This is a genomic window from Nocardioides luti (genome assembly GCF_014212315.1).
Taxonomy (GTDB): Bacteria; Actinomycetota; Actinomycetes; order Propionibacteriales; family Nocardioidaceae; genus Nocardioides; species Nocardioides luti.
On sequence record NZ_JACKXE010000002.1, the window covers coordinates 218,706 to 236,786 of the forward strand.

The 18,081-nt window shown below is 72.2% G+C and carries 15 protein-coding genes and 1 riboswitch; of the genes, 8 read left to right on the top strand and 7 right to left on the bottom strand.

Features of this window, described 5'->3' with window-relative positions; genetic code table 11:
* Nucleotides 1-25: 25 nt before the first annotated feature.
* Nucleotides 26-394 carry a hypothetical protein gene (locus H5V45_RS20025; RefSeq protein ID WP_246416621.1) on the bottom strand — a complete coding sequence of 123 codons (369 nt, stop codon included), beginning with the start codon at nt 392-394 and terminating at the stop codon, nt 26-28.
* 130 nt (nt 395-524) lie between these two features.
* Between H5V45_RS20025 and lpdA the strand changes: the two genes are divergently transcribed.
* Nucleotides 525-1,904, top strand: a complete 1,380-nt coding sequence (gene lpdA, locus H5V45_RS20030) for a dihydrolipoyl dehydrogenase (protein WP_343061659.1) — start codon at nt 525-527, stop codon at nt 1,902-1,904.
* A 50-nt stretch (nt 1,905-1,954) separates the two neighbouring features.
* Entirely contained in the window at nt 1,955-3,775 is a 1,821-nt protein-coding gene (gene sucB, locus H5V45_RS20035; protein WP_185254934.1) for a 2-oxoglutarate dehydrogenase, E2 component, dihydrolipoamide succinyltransferase, read from the top strand.
* Nucleotides 3,776-3,915: 140 nt separating this feature from the next.
* On the opposite strand, the gene H5V45_RS20040 is transcribed toward sucB, so the two are convergent.
* Together H5V45_RS20040 and H5V45_RS20045 are read right to left on the bottom strand one after the other, a co-directional pair.
* On the bottom strand, nt 3,916-4,947 hold the full coding sequence (locus tag H5V45_RS20040) for a ribonucleotide-diphosphate reductase subunit beta (RefSeq protein ID WP_221634664.1): 1,032 nt from the start codon (nt 4,945-4,947) through the stop codon (nt 3,916-3,918).
* Nucleotides 4,944-7,313, bottom strand: a complete 2,370-nt coding sequence (locus tag H5V45_RS20045) for a ribonucleoside-diphosphate reductase subunit alpha (RefSeq protein WP_185254935.1) — start codon at nt 7,311-7,313, stop codon at nt 4,944-4,946. The genes H5V45_RS20040 and H5V45_RS20045 overlap by 4 nt, the downstream gene beginning before the upstream one ends.
* Nucleotides 7,314-7,444: 131 nt before the next feature.
* A riboswitch (cobalamin riboswitch) is annotated at nt 7,445-7,686 on the bottom strand.
* A 72-nt stretch (nt 7,687-7,758) separates the two neighbouring features.
* Here H5V45_RS20045 and H5V45_RS20050 point away from each other — a divergent pair.
* Nucleotides 7,759-8,649 carry a TIGR01777 family oxidoreductase gene (locus H5V45_RS20050; protein ID WP_185254936.1) on the top strand — a complete coding sequence of 297 codons (891 nt, stop codon included), beginning with the start codon at nt 7,759-7,761 and terminating at the stop codon, nt 8,647-8,649.
* A gap of 7 nt (nt 8,650-8,656) precedes the next feature.
* Here the strand turns inward: H5V45_RS20050 and H5V45_RS20055 are convergent, their stop codons facing one another.
* A complete protein-coding gene (locus H5V45_RS20055; RefSeq protein ID WP_185254937.1) occupies nt 8,657-11,413 on the bottom strand; it encodes a PAS domain-containing hybrid sensor histidine kinase/response regulator in 2,757 nt (918 codons plus the stop codon).
* Between the two features lie 51 nt (nt 11,414-11,464).
* Complete coding sequence (locus H5V45_RS20060; protein ID WP_185254938.1) at nt 11,465-11,998, bottom strand: hypothetical protein; 534 nt, start codon at nt 11,996-11,998, stop codon at nt 11,465-11,467.
* 75 nt (nt 11,999-12,073) lie between these two features.
* Here H5V45_RS20060 and lipB point away from each other — a divergent pair, with 75 nt between their 5' ends.
* From lipB to H5V45_RS20075, 3 genes are all read left to right on the top strand, one after another.
* Complete coding sequence (gene lipB, locus H5V45_RS20065; protein ID WP_343061660.1) at nt 12,074-12,805, top strand: lipoyl(octanoyl) transferase LipB; 732 nt, start codon at nt 12,074-12,076, stop codon at nt 12,803-12,805.
* 87 nt (nt 12,806-12,892) lie between these two features.
* Entirely contained in the window at nt 12,893-13,846 is a 954-nt protein-coding gene (locus H5V45_RS20070; RefSeq protein ID WP_185254939.1) for an ABC transporter ATP-binding protein, read from the top strand.
* Nucleotides 13,843-14,823, top strand: a complete 981-nt coding sequence (locus H5V45_RS20075; RefSeq protein ID WP_185254940.1) for an ABC transporter permease subunit — start codon at nt 13,843-13,845, stop codon at nt 14,821-14,823. Before H5V45_RS20070 ends, H5V45_RS20075 begins: the two co-directional genes overlap by 4 nt.
* Before the next feature lie 18 nt (nt 14,824-14,841).
* On the opposite strand, the gene H5V45_RS20080 is transcribed toward H5V45_RS20075, so the two are convergent.
* Nucleotides 14,842-15,267: a hypothetical protein gene (locus H5V45_RS20080; RefSeq protein ID WP_185254941.1), complete on the bottom strand. Its 426-nt coding sequence runs from the start codon at nt 15,265-15,267 to the stop codon at nt 14,842-14,844.
* Nucleotides 15,268-15,341: 74 nt separating this feature from the next.
* Between H5V45_RS20080 and lipA the strand changes: the two genes are divergently transcribed.
* Together lipA and H5V45_RS20090 are read left to right on the top strand one after the other, a co-directional pair.
* Nucleotides 15,342-16,283, top strand: a complete 942-nt coding sequence (gene lipA, locus H5V45_RS20085) for a lipoyl synthase (protein WP_185254942.1) — start codon at nt 15,342-15,344, stop codon at nt 16,281-16,283.
* A gap of 89 nt (nt 16,284-16,372) precedes the next feature.
* Nucleotides 16,373-17,086: a DUF4191 domain-containing protein gene (locus H5V45_RS20090; RefSeq protein WP_185254943.1), complete on the top strand. Its 714-nt coding sequence runs from the start codon at nt 16,373-16,375 to the stop codon at nt 17,084-17,086.
* 121 nt (nt 17,087-17,207) lie between these two features.
* Here the strand turns inward: H5V45_RS20090 and H5V45_RS20095 are convergent, their stop codons facing one another.
* The gene (locus tag H5V45_RS20095) at nt 17,208-18,065 is read right to left on the bottom strand and encodes an SCO4651 family lipoprotein (protein ID WP_185254944.1); all 858 of its coding nucleotides are present in this window, start codon (nt 18,063-18,065) and stop codon (nt 17,208-17,210) included.
* Nucleotides 18,066-18,081: the final 16 nt, after the last annotated feature.

Consider the following 18,081-nt stretch of genomic DNA (forward strand, 5'->3'; position numbering starts at 1 on the left):
TCGACGGACCGGTCGGGGTGGGCGCTCAGCGCCCGCCCTGCAGCTTCTGGCGTCGGATGTAGTCGCGCATCCGCTGCGGGATGCCGACCACCGCGGCGTCGTACGACGGCACCTGGTGCTTGTTGCAGAACTTGTGCGCCCAGTCGACCGACGGGACGCGGCGGCGGGTCCACTCTCCGTCGTGCGCAACCAGCAGCAGCGTCACGTCGCTGACGGCCGTGCGCGGCTCCACGAACCCCTCGACACCGTGCCGCGCGGTCACGAACCCCTCGAGGTACTCCTCGTCGGCCCGGCTGGAGGCGCGCACCGTGGTCGAGCCCGTCCGGGCGGCATCACGAGCGGGACGGCGCATGCGGGGTCGCGAGCCCCGGCTGAAGCGGTCGAACAAACCCATGGCACCAGTGTGCCCTGTTGCTACTGACCAGTCGCCCCAGGCCGGTGTGGACACGGTTGCCAGAAGTGCAAAGATGGGGCGACCTCGCAGCCGGAGCACTCCGCGGCTGCACCTCTTGGGAAGGACCAGCGTGGCCGACGCCGACTTCGACGTACTCATCCTCGGTGCGGGTTCCGGCGGCTACGCCTGCGCCCTGCGCGCGGCCCAGCTGGGGCTGAAGGTCGGGCTCGTCGAGAAGGGCAACCTCGGCGGCACCTGCCTCCACGTCGGCTGCATCCCCACCAAGGCACTGCTGCACGCGGCCGAGGTCGCCGACTCCGCCCGCGAGTCCGGCCAGTTCGGCGTCAACGCGACCTTCGACGGCATCGACATGCCCGGCGTGAACGCCTACAAGGACGGTGTCGTCTCCCGGCTGTTCAAGGGCCTGACCGGGCTGATCAAGGGCCGTGGCATCACCGTGATCGAGGGCGAGGGCCGGCTGACCGGGCCGAAGCAGGTCACCGTCGACGGCCGGGCGTACACCGGCACCAGCGTCGTCCTCGCCTCCGGCTCCTACTCCAAGTCGCTGCCCGGCCTCGACATCGACGGCACGCGCGTCATCACCTCCGAGCACGCCCTGCGCCTCGAGACGGTCCCGTCCTCGGTGATCGTGCTCGGCGGCGGCGTGATCGGCTGCGAGTTCGCCAGCGTCTGGAAGAGCTTCGGCGCCGACGTCACGATCGTCGAGGCGCTCCCCCGTCTGGTGGCGGTCGAGGACGAGGCGTCGTCGAAGGCGCTCGAGCGCGCCTTCCGCAAGCGCAAGATCGACTTCCGGGTCGGCACGCCGTTCCAGAGCGTCAAGGTCACCGACGACGGCGTCGCCGTCACCGTCGAGGGAGGCGACGTGATCGAGGCCGAGCTGCTGCTCGTCGCCGTCGGTCGCGGCCCGTCGACCTCCGGCCTCGGCTACGAGGATCAGGGCGTGGCGATGGAGCGCGGCTTCGTGCTCGCCGACGAGCGCTGCCGCACCAACGTCGAGGGCGTCTTCGCCGTGGGCGACATCGTCCCCGGCCTCCAGCTCGCGCACCGCGGCTTCCAGCAGGGCATCTTCGTCGCCGAGGAGATCGCCGGGCTCGACCCGCGGCCCATCGACGAGGCCGGCATCCCGCGGGTCACCTACTCACACCCCGAGATCGCCTCGGTCGGGCTCGACACCGCGAAGGCCGAGGAGAAGTACGGCGCCGACGGCATCGAGACGGTCACCTACGACCTCGGCGGCAACGGCAAGAGCCAGATCCTCAAGACCCAGGGCTTCGTGAAGCTGATCCGGCAGAAGGACGGCCCCGTCGTGGGCGTCCACCTCGTCGGTGACCGGGTCGGGGAGCTGATCGGCGAGGCGCAGCTGATCTACAACTGGGACGCCCACGCCGAGGACGTCGCTCCTCTGGTGCACGCCCACCCCACCCAGAACGAAGCGCTCGGCGAGGCCCACCTGGCCCTCGCCGGCAAGGCCCTGCACGCCCACTCCTGACACCACGAACCCCCACCACGACCTGTACAGACGCGAGCGAAGGAACTCCATTGGCCACCGAAGTCAACCTGCCGGCACTCGGCGAGTCCGTCACCGAGGGCACCGTCACCCGCTGGCTCAAGCAGGTCGGTGACACCGTCGCCGTCGACGAGCCGCTGCTGGAGGTCTCGACCGACAAGGTCGACACCGAGATCCCCTCGCCGGTCGCGGGCACGCTGCTCGAGATCAAGGCGAACGAGGACGACACCGTCGAGGTGGGCGCCGTGCTGGCGGTCATCGGCGACGAGGGCGAGGGCGGTGGCTCCGGGGGTGACTCCGAGGACGCCGACGAGGCGCCCGCGGAGGAGCCCGCCGCCGAGGAGCCGGCCGAGGACGAGGCCGCCGAGGAGGAGGCCGAGGAGCCCGAGGCCGCGTCCGAGCCCGCCCCCGCCGGCGAGGAGGCCGAGAAGCCGGTCGCCGACACGAAGTCGTCGGGCGGCGAGGGCACGTCGGTGACCCTGCCCGCCCTGGGCGAGTCCGTCACCGAGGGCACCGTCACCCGCTGGCTCAAGCAGGTCGGCGACGACGTCGCCGTCGACGAGCCCCTGCTGGAGGTCTCGACCGACAAGGTCGACACCGAGATCCCCTCCCCCGTCGCCGGCACGCTCCTGGAGATCAAGGTCGAGGAGGACGAGACCGTCGAGGTCGGCGCCGAGCTCGCCGTGATCGGGTCCGGCGACGCCGCCCCGGCCCCGGCCGAGGAGAAGGAAGCCGAGCCCGAGCCCGAGCCGGAGCCCGAGCCCGAGCCGGAGCCCGAGCCCGAGTCGGAGCCGGAGCCCGCCAAGGAGGAGCCCGCCCAGGAGGAGCCGAAGCCGGCCGCCAAGGCGCCGGAGCCGGAGAAGGCCCCCGAGCCCGAGCCCGAGTCGCCCGCCGAGCCCACGTCGGGCCGCGGCGACGCGTCCGGCTACGTCACCCCGCTGGTGCGCAAGATGGCCGGCCAGCACGGCGTCGACCTGGCGTCCGTGACCGGCACCGGTGTCGGTGGCCGGATCCGCAAGCAGGACGTCCTCGACGCCGCCGCGAAGGCGAAGGAGGCCGCCGCCCCGGCTGCCGCCGCTCCCGCCGCTGCTGCGCCGGCCGCCTCGGCCGCCCCGGCCGCGGTGTCCACCTCGCCGTCCCCGCTGCGCGGCACGACCGAGAAGATGTCGCGCCTGCGCAAGATCATCGCCACCCGGATGGTCGAGTCGCTGCAGACCTCGGCCCAGCTCACCCAGGTGATGGAGGTCGACGTCACGAACATCGCGCGACTGCGCGAGAGCGTGAAGGCCGACTTCCTGGCCCGTGAGGGCGTGAAGCTGACGTACCTCCCGTTCTTCGCGAAGGCGGCGATCGACGCGCTCAAGGTGCACCCGAAGCTGAACGCCGCGATCGACACCGAGAAGGGCGAGGTGACCTACTACGACCGCGAGAACGTCGCGTTCGCGGTGGACACCGAGAAGGGGCTGCTCACGCCGGTCGTCAAGGAGGCGGGCGACCTCTCGATCGCCGGCCTGGCCAAGAAGATCGCCGACGTCGCCGAGCGCACCCGCACCAACAAGATCGGTCCGGACGAGCTGTCCGGCGGCACCTTCACGATTACGAACCTCGGCAGCTTCGGGGCGCTCTTCGACACCCCGATCATCAACAAGCCGCAGGTCGCGATCCTCGGGCCGGGCGCGGTCGTCAAGCGCCCCGTGGTCATCGACGACCCGAACCTCGGCGAGACGATCGCCGTGCGCCACATGGTCTACCTGGCCCTGTCCTACGACCACCAGCTGGTCGACGGCGCCGACGCCGGCCGCTTCCTCAAGGACGTCAAGCAGCGCCTGGAGTCCGGCCAGTTCGAGGTCTGACCCCGCCGAGTCGGCGCATCTGCCGACGCTGAGCACGCCGAGTCGGCGCATCTGCAGGAGCAGATGCGCCGACTCGTTGCTTTCCGTCTGCAGTAGCGCCGACTCGACCCCTCTGGATCTGCAGTTAGCGCCGACTCGGCTCAGAAGTCGTCGTCGAAGGAGACCTGGCCGCTCACGCCGACCTGGTACGCCGAGACCCGGCGCTCGAAGAAGTTCGAGAGCTCCTGGACGTCCTGCAGCTCCATGAACAGCAGCGGGTTGGCCGAGCCGTAGATCACCGGGAGGCCGAGCCGCTCCATCCGGCGGTCGGCGACGTACTCCAGGTAGAGCCGCATGTCGGCGGTCGAGAGGCCGGCGACGCCGCCGCCGAGGAGGTCCTCGGCGAACTGCGCCTCCGCGTCGACCGCCTCGGTGATCATCTCCCGCACCCGGGCGGCGAGCTCGTCGTCGAAGAGGTCCGGCTCCTCCTCGCGGACGGTGTCGACCACGTCGAAGGCGAAGGCCATGTGCATCGACTCGTCGCGGAAGACCCAGTTGGTGCCGGACGCGAGGCCGTTGAGCAGGCCGCGCGAGCGCAGGAAGTAGACGTAGGCGAAGGCGCCGTAGAAGAACAGGCCCTCGATGCAGGCCGCGAAGCAGATGAGGTTCAGCAGGAAGCTGCGCCGGTCCTCGCGGGTCTGCAGGCTGCGGACCTCGAACAGCTCGTCGATCCAGCGGAAGCAGAAGTCGGCCTTGTGCTTGATCGACGGGATGTTGTCGACCGCGGCGAAGGCCTCGTGCCGCTCCTGCTCGTCGGGGACGTAGGTGTCGAGCAGGGTCAGGTAGAACTGCACGTGGACGGCCTCCTCGAAGAGCTGGCGGGACAGGTAGAGCCGGCCCTCGGGCGAGTTCACGTGCTGGTAGAGGTTCAGCACCAGGTTGTTCGCGACGATCGTGTCGCCGGTCGCGAAGAACGCGACCAGCCGCGACACCAGGTGCCGCTCGGCGTCCGAGAGCTTCTTCAGGTCCTTGAGGTCGGTGTGCAGGTCGACCTCCTCGACCGTCCAGGTGTTCTTGATCGCGTCGCGGTAGCGCTCGTAGAAGTGCGGGTACTGCATCGGCCGCAGGGTGAGGTTCATCCCCGGGTCGAGCAGGTTGCGCGGGGTGGTGGGGGTGGCGTCGGTCGTGGTCACTGGCAGGCCTCGCAGGAGTCGGGGTTCTCGAGGGAGCAGGCGACGGCCTCGGCGGGGTCCGGCGCGGGGACCGCGGCGGCACCGATCGTCGTCTGCTGGATGCGCGTCGCGGGTCGCGAGCGCAGGTAGTACGTCGTCTTCAGCCCGGCCTTCCAGGCGTAGAGGTACATCGAGCTGAGCTTGCCGATGGTCGGGCTCAGCAGGAACAGGTTGAGCGACTGGCTCTGGTCGACGTAGGGCTGGCGCGCGGCCGCCATCTCGATGAGCGCCTTCTGCGGCAGCTCCCAGGCCGTGCGGAAGAGCTGGCGTACGTCGGCGGGGATCGCCTCGATGCCCTGCACCGAGCCCTCCTGCCGCTTCACCTGCTCGCGGACCTCGGCGGTCCACAGGCCGCGCTCGCGCAGCTCGCGGGCCAGCCAGGCGTTGACCTGGAGGAACTCCCCCGACAGCGTCTCGCGCTTGAACAGGTTCGACACCTGCGGCTCGATGCACTCGTAGCAGCCGACGATCGAGGCGATCGTCGCGGTCGGCGCGATCGCGACCAGCAGCGAGTTGCGCAGGCCGTGCTCGGCGACCCGGTCGCGCAGCGCCTGCCACCGGTCGGTCTGGGTGGGCGTCACCGACCACAGGTCCGGCTGGAGGTCCCCGCGGGCCGCCCGGGTGTCGGCGTACGCCGGGTGCGGGCCGTGCGCCTGCGCCAGCTCGCACGACCGCTCGAGCGCGGACAGGTAGATCTCCTCCTGGACCCGGGTCGACAGCTCGCGCGCCTCGTCGGAGTCGAACGGCAGGCGCAGCGCGAAGAACACGTCCTGCAGCCCCATCACGCCCAGCCCGACCGGGCGCCAGCGCGGGTTGGACGCCGCCGACTCCGGGCTCGGGTAGTAGTTGATGTCGATGACGCGGTCGAGGTAGGTCACCGCGGTGCGGACGGTCGCGCGGAGCTTGTCCCAGTCGAGGGCGTCGGCGAGCAGGTGCTGGGCGAGATTGACCGAGCCGAGGTTGCACACGGCGGTCTCGTCGTCGCTGGAGACCTCGACGATCTCGGTGCAGAGGTTCGACAGGTGCACGACGTTGCCGGGCACGGCAGTCTGGTTGCAGGTGCGGTTGCTGGCGTCCTTGAAGGTCATCCAGCCGTTCCCGGTCTGCGCCAGGGTCCGCATCATCTTCGCGTAGAGCTCGCGCGCCGGCAGCTGCCGCACGACGCGCCCCTCGGCCTCGGCGGCGAGGTAGGCCCGCTCGAAGTCGACGCCCCAGAGGTCGGGCAGCTCGGGCACCTGGTCCGGGTCGATCAGGCTCCACGTCTCGTCCGCCTCGACCCGCTGCATGAACAGGTCCGGCACCCAGTTCGCCAGGTTGAGGTTGTGGGTGCGGCGGGCGTCCTCGCCGGTGTTGTCGCGCAGCTCGAGGAACTCCTCGATGTCGGGGTGCCACGGCTCGAGGTAGACGCAGGCGGCGCCTTTGCGCCGCCCGCCCTGGTTCACCGCCGAGACCGAGGCGTCGAGCGTGCGCAGGAACGGCACGATCCCGTTGGAGTGGCCGTTGGTGCCCCGGATCAGGGCACCGCGCCCGCGCACCCGGGAGAACGCGATCCCGATGCCGCCGGCGAACTTCGACAGCGCCGCCACCTGGGCGTAGCGCGCGTAGATCGACTCCAGCCGGTCGACCGGGCTGTCGACGAGGTAGCACGACGACATCTGGGTGTGCCGGGTGCCGGAGTTGAAGAGCGTCGGCGAGCTGGGCAGGTAGGCCAGCGACGACATCAGGCGGTAGAAGTCGATCGCCTCGGCCGGGGTGGTGGCCAGGCCGCAGGCGACCCGGAGCAGCCAGTACTGCGGGGTCTCGACGACGAGCCGGGTCTCCGGGTGGCGCAGGAGGTAGCGGTCGTAGACCGTGCGGAGCCCGAAGTACTCGAAGCGCCGGTCGTTGTCGGGGTCGATCGCCTGGTCGAGCTTGCGGGCGTTGGCCTCGACGAAGGCCGCGGTGTCGTCGCCGACCAGCCCCTCGAGGTGCGCCAGCCGGACGGCCTGGCTGAAGGAGGCGACCTGCTGGCCCGCAACCTCCTTCTCGATGTAGCCGGCGAGCAGCCGGGCCGCGAGACGGGAGTACTCCGGCTCGGTGGCGGTGAGCTCCGCGGCCGTCTGGATCGACAGCCGGTCGAGCTCGGCGGTGGTGGCGCCGTCGTACAGCCCGGCGATGGTGCGGGTGGCCACGGTGAGCGGCTCGACGTACGCCAGGCCGGTCGCGCAGCGCTCGACGGCCCGGACGATCTTGTTCAGGTCGACGGGCTCGAGGTCGCCGTTCCTCTTCCGCACCCCCATCGGGCTGCGCGTCGTGGTCGGTGGTGCTGGGATGTTCGTCTGCGTCATTGCTGCTCTCTCCTCGCGAGCTGGCCGGAGGCCGGGAGCGCGAGGAGGGGTCGACGACGCGGACCCACCCGCCAGGGGTCGGGTCCGGGCAGCCGGCCGACCCACCCTCGAGGTCCGCGACCACCGCGCACGGTCGTGCGCGGGCGCTGGCAGGTCTTCGGACTCGTGGGCACGCCGCACGGTGCCTCCCGGCACCGCTCGACCCCTACCGGCCGTCGCTTCCCAGGACCCGTGGAGGCATCCCAGTGCTTGTGTGACGGCTGTCGTTCCCACTCACCGCTGCGGGGCAGTCCCGGACTCGCACCGGGTTCCCTCTTGCCCCGGGAGACTCGCCTCGCAGCGCACCTCCCGGACCAGCAGGAGCACCATATCTAGGGATTTCTCGATTCCCCGACACCACATCTGGTGTCGGCGTGTCGCTTCGGTCGTCTGCAAGGCTGGACCCATGCGCATCGTCATCGCCGGAGCCTCGGGCTTCCTCGGCACCGCCCTCAGCACCGAGCTCGTCCAGCGTGGCCACGCGGTCGTCGCCCTGGTCCGCCGCCCCACCTCGAGCCCCGACGAGTCGACGTGGGACCCGTACGCCGGCAGCCTCGACCAAGCGGTCGTCGACGCCGCCGACGTCGTCGTCAACCTGGCCGGCACGCCCACCGCCGGCAACCCGCACTCGGCGACCTGGGCCCGCGAGCTGCGGGAGAGCCGGGTCACGACGACCCGCGTGCTCGCCGAGGCGATCGCCCGCTCCCCCGAGCCGGCGGCGTTCCTCGCCGGCAACGGCATCAGCTGGTACGGCGACCACGGCGCCCAGGTGCTGACCGAGGCCTCGGACAGCCGCGGCCACGCCCTGCTCACCGAGGTCACCCGCGAGTGGGAGGCCGCGACCGCGGCGGCCAGTGAGGCCGGCGCCCGCGTCTGCATCCTGCGCACCTCGCCGGTCATGGACCGCCGCAGCGCCCCGCTCAAGCAGCTCCGCCTGGTCTTCAAGGCCGGCTTCGGCGCCCGCCTGGGCGACGGCCGGCAGCACATGGCGATGGTCTCGCTGCGCGACTGGGTCGGCGGCGTCGCGCACCTCGCCGAGCACGCCTCGGCCAGCGGTGCCTTCAACCTGTGCTGCCCGCGCACGCCCACCAACGCCGAGTTCACCCGGGCGCTCGCGGACGCCGTGCACCGCAAGGCGTTCGTCGCGGTGCCGAAGATCGGCCTGCGCATCGGCGCCGGCGAGATGGCCCCCGAGCTGCTCGGCTCGCTGAACGTCCGGCCGGCGGCGCTCGAGGCCGCGGGCTACGTCTTCCGCGACCCCGACGTGACCGCCGTGCTGCGCACCGGGCTGGCCTGAGCCGGGCTCAGGAGCCCGGCACCCAGCGGGCCAGGGTGCTCTCGAGCAGCGCGGGCACCACCGGCTTGGTCAGGAAGTCGTCCATGCCCGCCTCCTGGCAGCGGGCGCGCTCCTCGGCGGTCGCCGCGGCCGTCATGGCGATGATGGGGATGTGGTCGCCGTTGCGCATCGCCCGCACCGCGCGGGTCGCGTCGAAGCCGTCCATCACGGGCATCTGGCAGTCCATCAGGATCGCGTCGTAGCCGTCGGGGTCGTCGGCCAGCGCCGCGACGCCCGCGGCCCCGTTGTCGGCCAGCACCACGTCGTACCCGAGGCGGCGGAGCACGCCCTCGGCCACGAGCTGGTTGACCTCGTTGTCCTCGACGACGAGGACCCGGCCCCGCAGGTCGCCGGCGGGGGCGCTCACCGGCGCCGGGGCCACCAGGTGCTCGGCCCGGCGACCGCCCAGGGTCGCGAGCGCGTCGAGCAGGCGTGAGGGCAGCACGGGCTTGCTGAGGAAGGCGTCGAGGCCGGCATCGGCCAACCACTCCGCCCCCGGCTCGATCGCCGAGGACAGCAGCGCCAGCCGGGTGTCGCGGTGCCGCTCCTCGGCCCGGATGATCCGCGCGAGCTGCTCGCCGTCGGCGCCCGGCATCATGTAGTCCAGCAGGACCACGTCGTACTGCTCGCCGTGCCGGACCGAGGCGTCGAGCTCCACGAGGGCGTCGTACGCCGACTCGACCGCCGTCACGCGCACGCGCCAGGCCTCGAGCTGCTCCTGCAGGATGAAGCGGTTCGTGGCGTTGTCGTCGACGACGAGCACGTGCAGCCCGGACACGGCGTCCTGCAGGGTCGCCTCGGTGGGCAGGGCCTGCGCGACCGAGGGGGCGAACGGCGTGGTGAACCAGAAGGTGCTGCCGGTGCCGGGCTCGCTGTCGACGCCGATCGCGCCGCCGGTGGCCTCGACGATGCGCTTGCTGATCGCCAGGCCGAGGCCGGTGCCGCCGTACTCCCGGGTGGTCGAGCTGTCGGCCTGCGAGAAGGCCGTGAAGAGCTGGCGCTGCACGTCGGGCGGGATCCCGATGCCGGTGTCGCGCACCTCGACGCGGACGCCGGCGGGGTCCAGGCTCGCGCGGACGACCACCTCGCCGGCCTTGGTGAACTTCACGGCGTTCGACACCAGGTTGGTGATCACCTGGCCGAAGCGCACGGGGTCGCCGCGCACCATCGACGGCACCTGCTCGGCGCTGGCGACGACCAGCTCCAGGCCCTTGGCGCTGGCCCGCTCGGCGTTGATGCCCACGCTCTGCTCGACGATGCTGCGGGGGTCGAAGTCGACCTCCTCGAGGTCGAGGCGGCCGGCCTCGATCTTGGACAGGTCGAGGATGTCGTTGACGAGCGCCAGCAGCGCGCGACCGGCCTGGTCCACGCCCTCCGCGAGCCGGCGCTGGTGGGAGGTGAGCTCGGTGCGGCTGAGCAGCTCGCTGAGCCCGATCACGCCGTTGAGCGGCGTGCGGATCTCGTGGCTCATCGTGGCGAGGAACTCCGACTTGGCCCGCGACGCGGCGAGGGCGTCGTCACGCGCCGCCGCGATCGCCCGGCCCGCCTCCTCACGCTCGGAGACGTGCGCGAGGAAGGCCAGCATCTGCGCGAAGATCGCGACGTCGGACGGCTCCGCCTGCTCGCGGACCCCGGTGTCGGACACGACCACGCAGGCGACCCGCTCCCCCACCAGCGCCGGCCCGGCGATCTGGACGATCCCGCCCGGGCCGGGGGCCTGGACGAGCCGCCGCTCGGTGGCGGCGCGCTCGGCCAGCGCCTGCGCGGCGGCCACGACGTCCGCGTCGTGGTCGCCCCACCCGCTCGGGAAGTGCACGAGCCGGCCCTCGTCGGCCGGGTCCGGCGCCGACACGATGATCGCGGGCCAGCGGGCGTGCGGCCGGACCGAGGTGGCGGAGGTCATCAGCACGTCGACCAGGGTCCGGGACTCGTTGGCGGCGGCCGCCATGGCGCTGAGGAACGAGAGACCCTGCTCGGCCTCCTTGCTCTCGGTGATGTCCTGCACGGTGCCACCGCTGCGCAGCGGCCGCCCCTCGGCGTCGCGCACCATCCGGGCACGGGTGCGGACCCAGCGCGTGCGCTCCCCGGGCACCGAGACGAGCCGCGACTCGAGCACGAGGTCGTCGTGCCCCTCGACCATGGCGGCGTACGCCGCCCGGGCGGCCGGCCGGTCGTCGGGGTGCAGGAGGTCGAAGAAGTGCTCGGTCGACGGCTCGAAGGTCGCCCGGACGAGCCCGAACAGGCGGTAGAGCTCGTCGGACCAACGCAGCACGCCGCCGGCGTAGTCGCGCTCGAAGCTGCCCGTGCGCGCGATCGACTGCGCCTCGGCGAGCTGCACCTCGCGGCGCTGCAGCTCCTCGAGGATCCGGCGCTGCTCGGTGTGGTCGCGCAGCCGGTGCAGCCAGCCGCGCCGCCGGCCCTCGTCGTCGACGAGCGGTGTGTGGCTGACCAGGGCCCAGAAGGTGCTGCCGTCCTTGCGGACCAGCAGGCACTCGAGGTCGTCGCCGGGCTCCGGGTCGTCGCGCAGCCGGTCCAGGTGGGCACGGAAGTCGACCCGGCCCGCCTCGTCCAGCGCCTCGACGGCCGGGAGGCCGGGCATCTCGTCGGGGGTACGGCCCAGCATCGCGGCCAGGCGGTCGTTGGCGTACGTCGTCAGGCCGGCGTCGTCGAGCACCCAGAGCCCGTCGGGAACGGCTCGCACGAGCCAGGAGTCGATGCCGTCCATGTCCGTCATCGTCCCGCATCCGCCGCCGCCGCGTCCGGCGGGTCGCGACATTCACCCGGTCGGTGGGGCCGGCCCGACGGCGGCCACCCGCCACCGGCCGCCCGACGCGGAGAACGCGATCCGCCGGGTCGTGGCGCGGTCCCGGGGCAGGGGCGTCCGGAGCGACCCGCGCACCGCCGTACCTCCCGCGAGCCGGTCGGTCACGAGCAGGACCAGCCGGTGCCCCGAGCGCGCCAGCACCCGGACGGCCAGCACCTGCATCCGCAGCCCCCGCACCCGGACGTCGCGCCGCTCCCAGGCCCGCAGCATCGCCACGTCACGACGGCCCGCCCGCGCCCCCGGCACGTAGAGCGCCCGCAGGGCGCCGACGTCGCCCGCGGCCCACGCCGCGGCCCGCCGGGCGTCCCAGGCGTGCAGCACCTCGAGCGCGCCCGGCTCGCCCCGGTCCTGCGGGACCGAGGCCGCGAGCCGGGGCGACGGCGGCCCGCGCAGGAGCGAGGCGGCGGTGGCGGCACCGGTCACCACGAGGGTCAGGACGAGGACGGCGAGGAGCACGCGGGGCAGGGTCGAAGCAGGCAGGGTCACGAGGTCCTCCTACCCGTCCCGCGGGCGTCACCGCGCGTTCTCCACAGGCTCTGGCGCCGGAGTAGGGTCGAGGCCGTGAGCGACCTGACCTTCCGCACCGTCGGCCTCGGTGACGACGCCGTCGACTACCTCGCCGCGTGGGACCTCCAGCGGGAGGTGCACGCCGGGGTGGTGGCCGGCGACCTGCCGCCGACGGTGCTGTTCCTCGAGCACCCGCCGGTCTTCACCGCGGGCAAGCGGACCGACCCGCACGAGCGTCCGGCCGACCCCGGCGGCGCCGCGGTGATCGACGTCGACCGCGGCGGCAAGATCACCTTCCACGGGCCGGGCCAGCTGGTCGGCTACCCCATCGTCGCGCTGCCCGACCACGTCAAGGTCGTCGACTACGTACGCCGGGTGGAGGAGGCCCTGATCGCGGTCTGCCGCGACCTCGGCGTGACGACCGCGCGGGTCCCCGGCCGCAGCGGCGTGTGGCTGCGGGCCGACGAGCGCGGCCCGGAGCGCAAGATCGCCGCGCTCGGCATCCGGGTCAGCCGCGGCGTGACCATGCACGGCTTCGCGATCAACTGCGACGTCGACCTCGGGTGGTACGACCGGTTCGTCCCGTGCGGCATCGCCGACGCGGGCGTCACCTCGCTCTCGCGCGAGCTCGGCCGCGACGTCCCCGTCGGCAACGTCATCCCGCTGGTGGAGCGGCACCTCGGCGAGTACCTCGCCTGGACGGCGTACTCCCCCACGCCCGACTACGAGCCCCGCCCGGAGCCCGGTCGGACCCCGCGCATCGAGCTGATCTCGCCCGCGCGCTGACGGCGCGTCCCCTCCCGGCACAACCTTCTCGCGTGGTTGGCTCGTCTGACGGGTGAGCCGCGGGGGCGGCGCCACGGGGGAGGCAGCATGAGCGACCTGGTCATCGAGACCACCGACCTGGGCAAGGAGTTCCGCACCCGCAAGGGCGGCCTCCGCGTCGCCGTGCGGGGGCTCAACCTCGCGGTCCCGCGCGGTGGGGTGCACGGCTTCCTCGGGCCCAACGGCTCGGGCAAGACCACGACGATCCGGATGCTGCTGGGCCTGGCCCGCGCCACCGAGGGCTCGATGCGCCTCTTCGGCGAGCCGGTGCCCTCGATGCTGCCGTCGGTCATCGACCGGGTGGGCGCCGTCGTGGAGTCACCGAAGTTCTCGCCCAACTTCACCGGCCGTCAGAACCTCTCCCTGCTCGCCCGCTCGATCGGGGTGCCCCGGGCGCGCGTCGACGCGGCCGTCGAGACGGTCAGCCTCACCGGCCGCGACGGGGACCGCTACAAGTCCTACTCGCTCGGGATGAAGCAGCGGCTGGCGATCGCCGCGACGCTGCTCAAGGACCCCGAGCTGTTGATCCTCGACGAGCCGACCAACGGGCTCGACCCGGCCGGCATCCGCGAGATCCGGGACACGATCCGCGACCTCGGCGAGGCCGGCGTGACCGTGCTGCTCAGCTCGCACATCCTGGCCGAGGTCCAGCAGGTCTGCTCGTCGGCCACGATCATCGGCAACGGCCGGATGCTGGCGAGCGGACGTGTCGACGACCTGCTCGGTGGCGGGACGTCGTACCGCCTCGCCGTCGCCGACCCGGCGGCCGCCCGCCGGGTGCTCGAGGAGGCCTCCTTCGTGGTCGCTCCCCCGGCCGCCGGCGACGACGGCCAGCACCTCGTCGTCGAGAGCGACGACCCGGCCGCCCTCACGCGCACGCTGGCCGCGGCCGAGCTGTGGCTCACCGAGCTGACCGCCGTCCGGCCCGACCTCGAGACCGTCTTCCTCGAGCTGACCGCGGCCGACACGCTCGGCTCCGACCGCAGGGCGGTGGGCGCATGAGGGCCCTGCTGAGCGTCGAGCTGACCCGCTTCCGCTGGCGGCGGGCGGTGCTGCTGATCCTGGTGGCCGCCGTCGTGGTGCCCGGCCTGATCTTCGCCGCGACCGCCTGGAACACCCGTCCGGTCTCGGCGTCCGAGGCCGCCGAGGTCCAGCGGATGGTCGAGGAACAGAGGCAGGACCCCTCGGTGCAGAAGCAGCTCGACCGTTGTGTCGCCAAGCCCCAGCGGTACGGCGTGGACCCGAGCGGCGACGTCCAGGCCGCCTGCGAGGAGATGACGCTGCCGCAGCCGGAGTGGTTCTCCACGCGCCAGCCCCTCGACCTGCGCACCGAGCTGGAGCAGGGCTCCCTGCTCGGGGTCGCCGTCGTGCTGACGATGCTCCTGCTGCTCGTCGGGACCACCTTCGTCGGCCACGACTGGAACAGCGGCTCGATGAGCAACCAGCTGCTCTTCGAGCCCCGCCGCGCCCGGGTCTGGGCCGCCAAGGGCGCGGTCGTCCTGGGGACCGGTCTGCTCCTCGCGGGCGTCGTGCTGGCGTCGTACTGGGGTGGCCTGCTCGCCCTCGCCCACGCCCGCGACCTGGCGGTGCCGGACGGGCTGGTGTCGAAGGGGTACGGCGTGGTGCTCCGCGGCGCCCTGCTGGCGGCGTTCGCGGGGCTCGGCGGCTACGCGCTCACCATGCTGTTCCGCAGCACGGTCGCCACCCTCGGCGTGATGTTCGCGGTCGCCATCGCGGGACCGCTGCTCATCACGCTGCTCGGCTTCCCCGGCAACCAGCGCTACATGCCGCAGAACAACTACGCGGCGGTGCTGTTCAAGGACACGACGTACTACGACGAGTCGGCCTGCGCCCAGAGCCCGGACGGGTCCTGCGAGCAGCACCTGCGGCTGGCCGGCGGGACGACCTACTTCGCGACGCTGCTGCTGCTCGCCGGGGTGCCCTCGGTGCTGTCGTTCCGGCGCCGGGACGTGCCCTGACCGCTCCGGTCAGGGCACCTAGCCGACGGTGAAGGCGACGACGTCGGGCGCACCGCCGCCGATGCTCTTGAGGTGCACGTCGAACGGCAGGCCGCGGATCGTGATCTGCACCTGCGCGCTCTCGCCGGGGCCGAGCCGGACCTCGCCGTTCTTCACGGTGGCGAGCTCGGGCGGGTCGACCGTCACCTGGTAGCCGTCGGGCAGCCGACCGGTGTTGGTGAGCGTCTCGGTGATCGTCTCGCCCGGGGTGCCGGAGCGCGGCCCGGTCAGCGAGGAGTCGAACGGGTTCTCGGCGCTGCCCTGGCCGGGGACGGGCGTCGACGTCGCGGGGCCCTCGGGGCCGTTGCCGTCGGTGTTCGCGTCGCCGCTGCAGGCACCGAGCAGGCTGCCGAGGAGGACGGTGGTGGAGGCGGCCACGAGGAGCCGTGTGCGAGTGGAGTTCATGGTGTCCCGACGGTATCCCGGCGGGCGTCGAGGCGAATTGGGCGGCCCTGTCCCCCGGCGTACAGTTGGGCGATGTGACCCAAGCTCCCGCACCAGAAGGCCGCAAGCTCCTCCGTCTGGAGGTCCGCAACGCGGAGACGCCGATCGAGCGCAAGCCGGAGTGGATCAAGACGCGGGCGACGATGGGCCCGGCGTACAAGGAGCTCCAGAGCCTGGTCAAGGGCGAGGGCCTCCACACCGTCTGCCAGGAAGCCGGCTGCCCCAACATCTTCGAGTGCTGGGAGGACCGCGAGGCGACCTTCCTCATCGGCGGCGACCAGTGCACGCGTCGCTGCGACTTCTGCCAGATCGACACCGGCAAGCCGCAGCCGCTCGACCGCGACGAGCCGCGCCGCGTCGCGGAGTCGGTGCAGAAGATGCAGCTGCGCTACGCGACCATCACCGGCGTCGCCCGCGACGACCTCGAGGACGGCGGCGCGTGGCTGTACGCCGAGACCGTGCGCGCCATCCACGAGCTGAACCCCGACACCGGAGTCGAGAACCTCATCCCCGACTTCAACGGCAAGCCGGACCTGCTCCGCGAGGTCTTCGAGTCGCGGCCCGAGGTGCTCGCCCACAACGTCGAGACCGTCCCGCGCATCTTCAAGCGGATCCGCCCGGCCTTCCGGTACGAACGCTCGCTCGACGTGATCACCCAGGCCCGCGACTTCGGCCTCGTCACCAAGTCCAACCTGATCCTCGGCATGGGCGAGACCCGCGAGGAGATCTCCCAGGCCCTGCGCGACCTGCACGGCGCCGGCTGCGAGCTGATCACGATCACGCAGTACCTCCGCCCCTCGCTGCGCCACCACCCGGTGGAGCGCTGGGTGAAGCCCGAGGAGTTCGTCGAGCTCAAGGACGAGGCCGACCAGATCGGCTTCTCCGGCGTCATGTCCGGGCCGCTGGTGCGCTCGTCGTATCGCGCCGGTCGGTTGTACGGTCAGGCGATGGCGGCCCGCGAGGGCGCGGCCGTCTGACCGCCCGCCCGGCAGGGCTCGCCCGCGAGTAGCCTGCTCCCGCCCGCATCGAACCCCGCATCGACCCGCACAGGTAAGGCAGCACCCACATGGCCAAGGCACCGGAGACCGACCCCGAGAAGATGGGTCGTCGGCAGCAGTTCGTCGAGACCTACCGGATGGCGAAGAAGACCGACACCAAGCTCGGGCTCTACCTCCTGGCGTCCTTCCTGGTGGCCGGCCTGCTCGGCTTCGTGGTGTTCTACCTGCTGCCGGGCGACGGCGTCATCGGCGTCGTCATCGCCGTGGTCGGCGGCCTGCTCTTCGGGGCCCTCGCGGCCATGATCGTCTTCGGCCGGCGCGCCCAGTCGGCGGCGTACGGCCAGATGGAGGGCCAGCCCGGCGCCGCCGCGGCCGCCCTCCGGATGCTGCGCCGCGGCTGGAAGACCGACCCGGTCATCGCCTTCACCAAGCAGCAGGACGTCGTGCACCGGGTCGTCGGCCCTCCCGGCATCGTCCTCATCGGCGAGGGCAACCCGAACCGCCTGCGCCAGCTGATGGCCAGCGAGCGCCGCAAGCACGAGCGCGTCGTCTCCGAGACCCCGATCCACGAGATCGTCAGCGGCAACGGCGAGGGCCAGGTGCCGCTGCCGAAGCTGGTCAAGCACGTCACCAAGCTCGGCCGTCAGGTCAAGCCCGCCGACATGACCGACATCCTGAACCGCCTCAAGGCGCTCGACGCCAACCGGTCGGCCATCCCGATGCCCAAGGGCCCGGTGCCGACCAGCATGAAGGGCATGCGCCAGAACATGCGCGGCCGCTAGGCGACCGTCCGGTGGTTGAGGAGGTCGCGCAGCGACCGTCTCGAAACCACCCGACCGCACTGTGTGGTTGATCGGTGTCACCAGGTGACACCGATCAACCACACAGCTGCTTCCAGCCGGCTCAGCCCGCCTGGTTGAACGGCGAGTCCTCGGTGACCTCGCTGGCCGGGGGCGCCTCGATCGAGACGTCCTTGCCGTAGTCGGACAACGTCGTCAGGGTCGAGCCCGCCTGGCCGAGGTCGACCTTGAGCTGCTGGAAGCGACCCTCGGAGTCGAACCACACGTCGTACGGCAGCGAGGCCGGCATGCCGGTGGCCGGGAGGTCCTGGCCGAAGCCCTCGAGGAGCTTCTTGGTGTTGACGGCGGCGGTGTAGTGCCGGGCGGTGCCGCCGGCGAGATCCTCCTCGCCCACGTAGGTGACCTTCTCGATGGCGCCGCCGAGGTTCTCGAGCGCGCTCTTCGGGTCCATGCTGTCGGCGAACTGGCCGCCGAGCGGGTTGTTCGGGTCGCTGAGGTCGAGCTTGGCGAACTTGCCCTTCGTCATCGACCCGAGCTTGAGGTAGAGGATGCCGTCGATGATCCGGGACTCCACGTCCTGGTCGCCGAACAGGTCGCCGGTCATGGTCATCGCGGCGGCCGGCGGGTCGGTGGAGTAGTCGACGTCGCCCTCGCCGTTCATCGCACCGCCCATCACCTTGGAGGTGAGGGTCGCGTGCGCGGTCGTGACCTGGTCGAAGCTCGCCTTCATCAGCGCGGTGAACTCGGCGGGGTCGACGTCCGAGCCCTCGGCGGGCGCCTCGGCCGGAGCCTCGGCGGACGGGCTGCTCGACTCCTCCGGCGTGGACGCCGAGGAGGAGCTGGAGGAGCTCGCGTCGGTCGCCTTCGTGTCGTCACCGCCGCAGGCGGAGAGCGAGGTGAGCGCCAGCGGCACGAGCGCGGCGGCGGCGAGGGAACGGCGGACGGTGTAACGACGGGACACGGTGGTCACCTTTCGA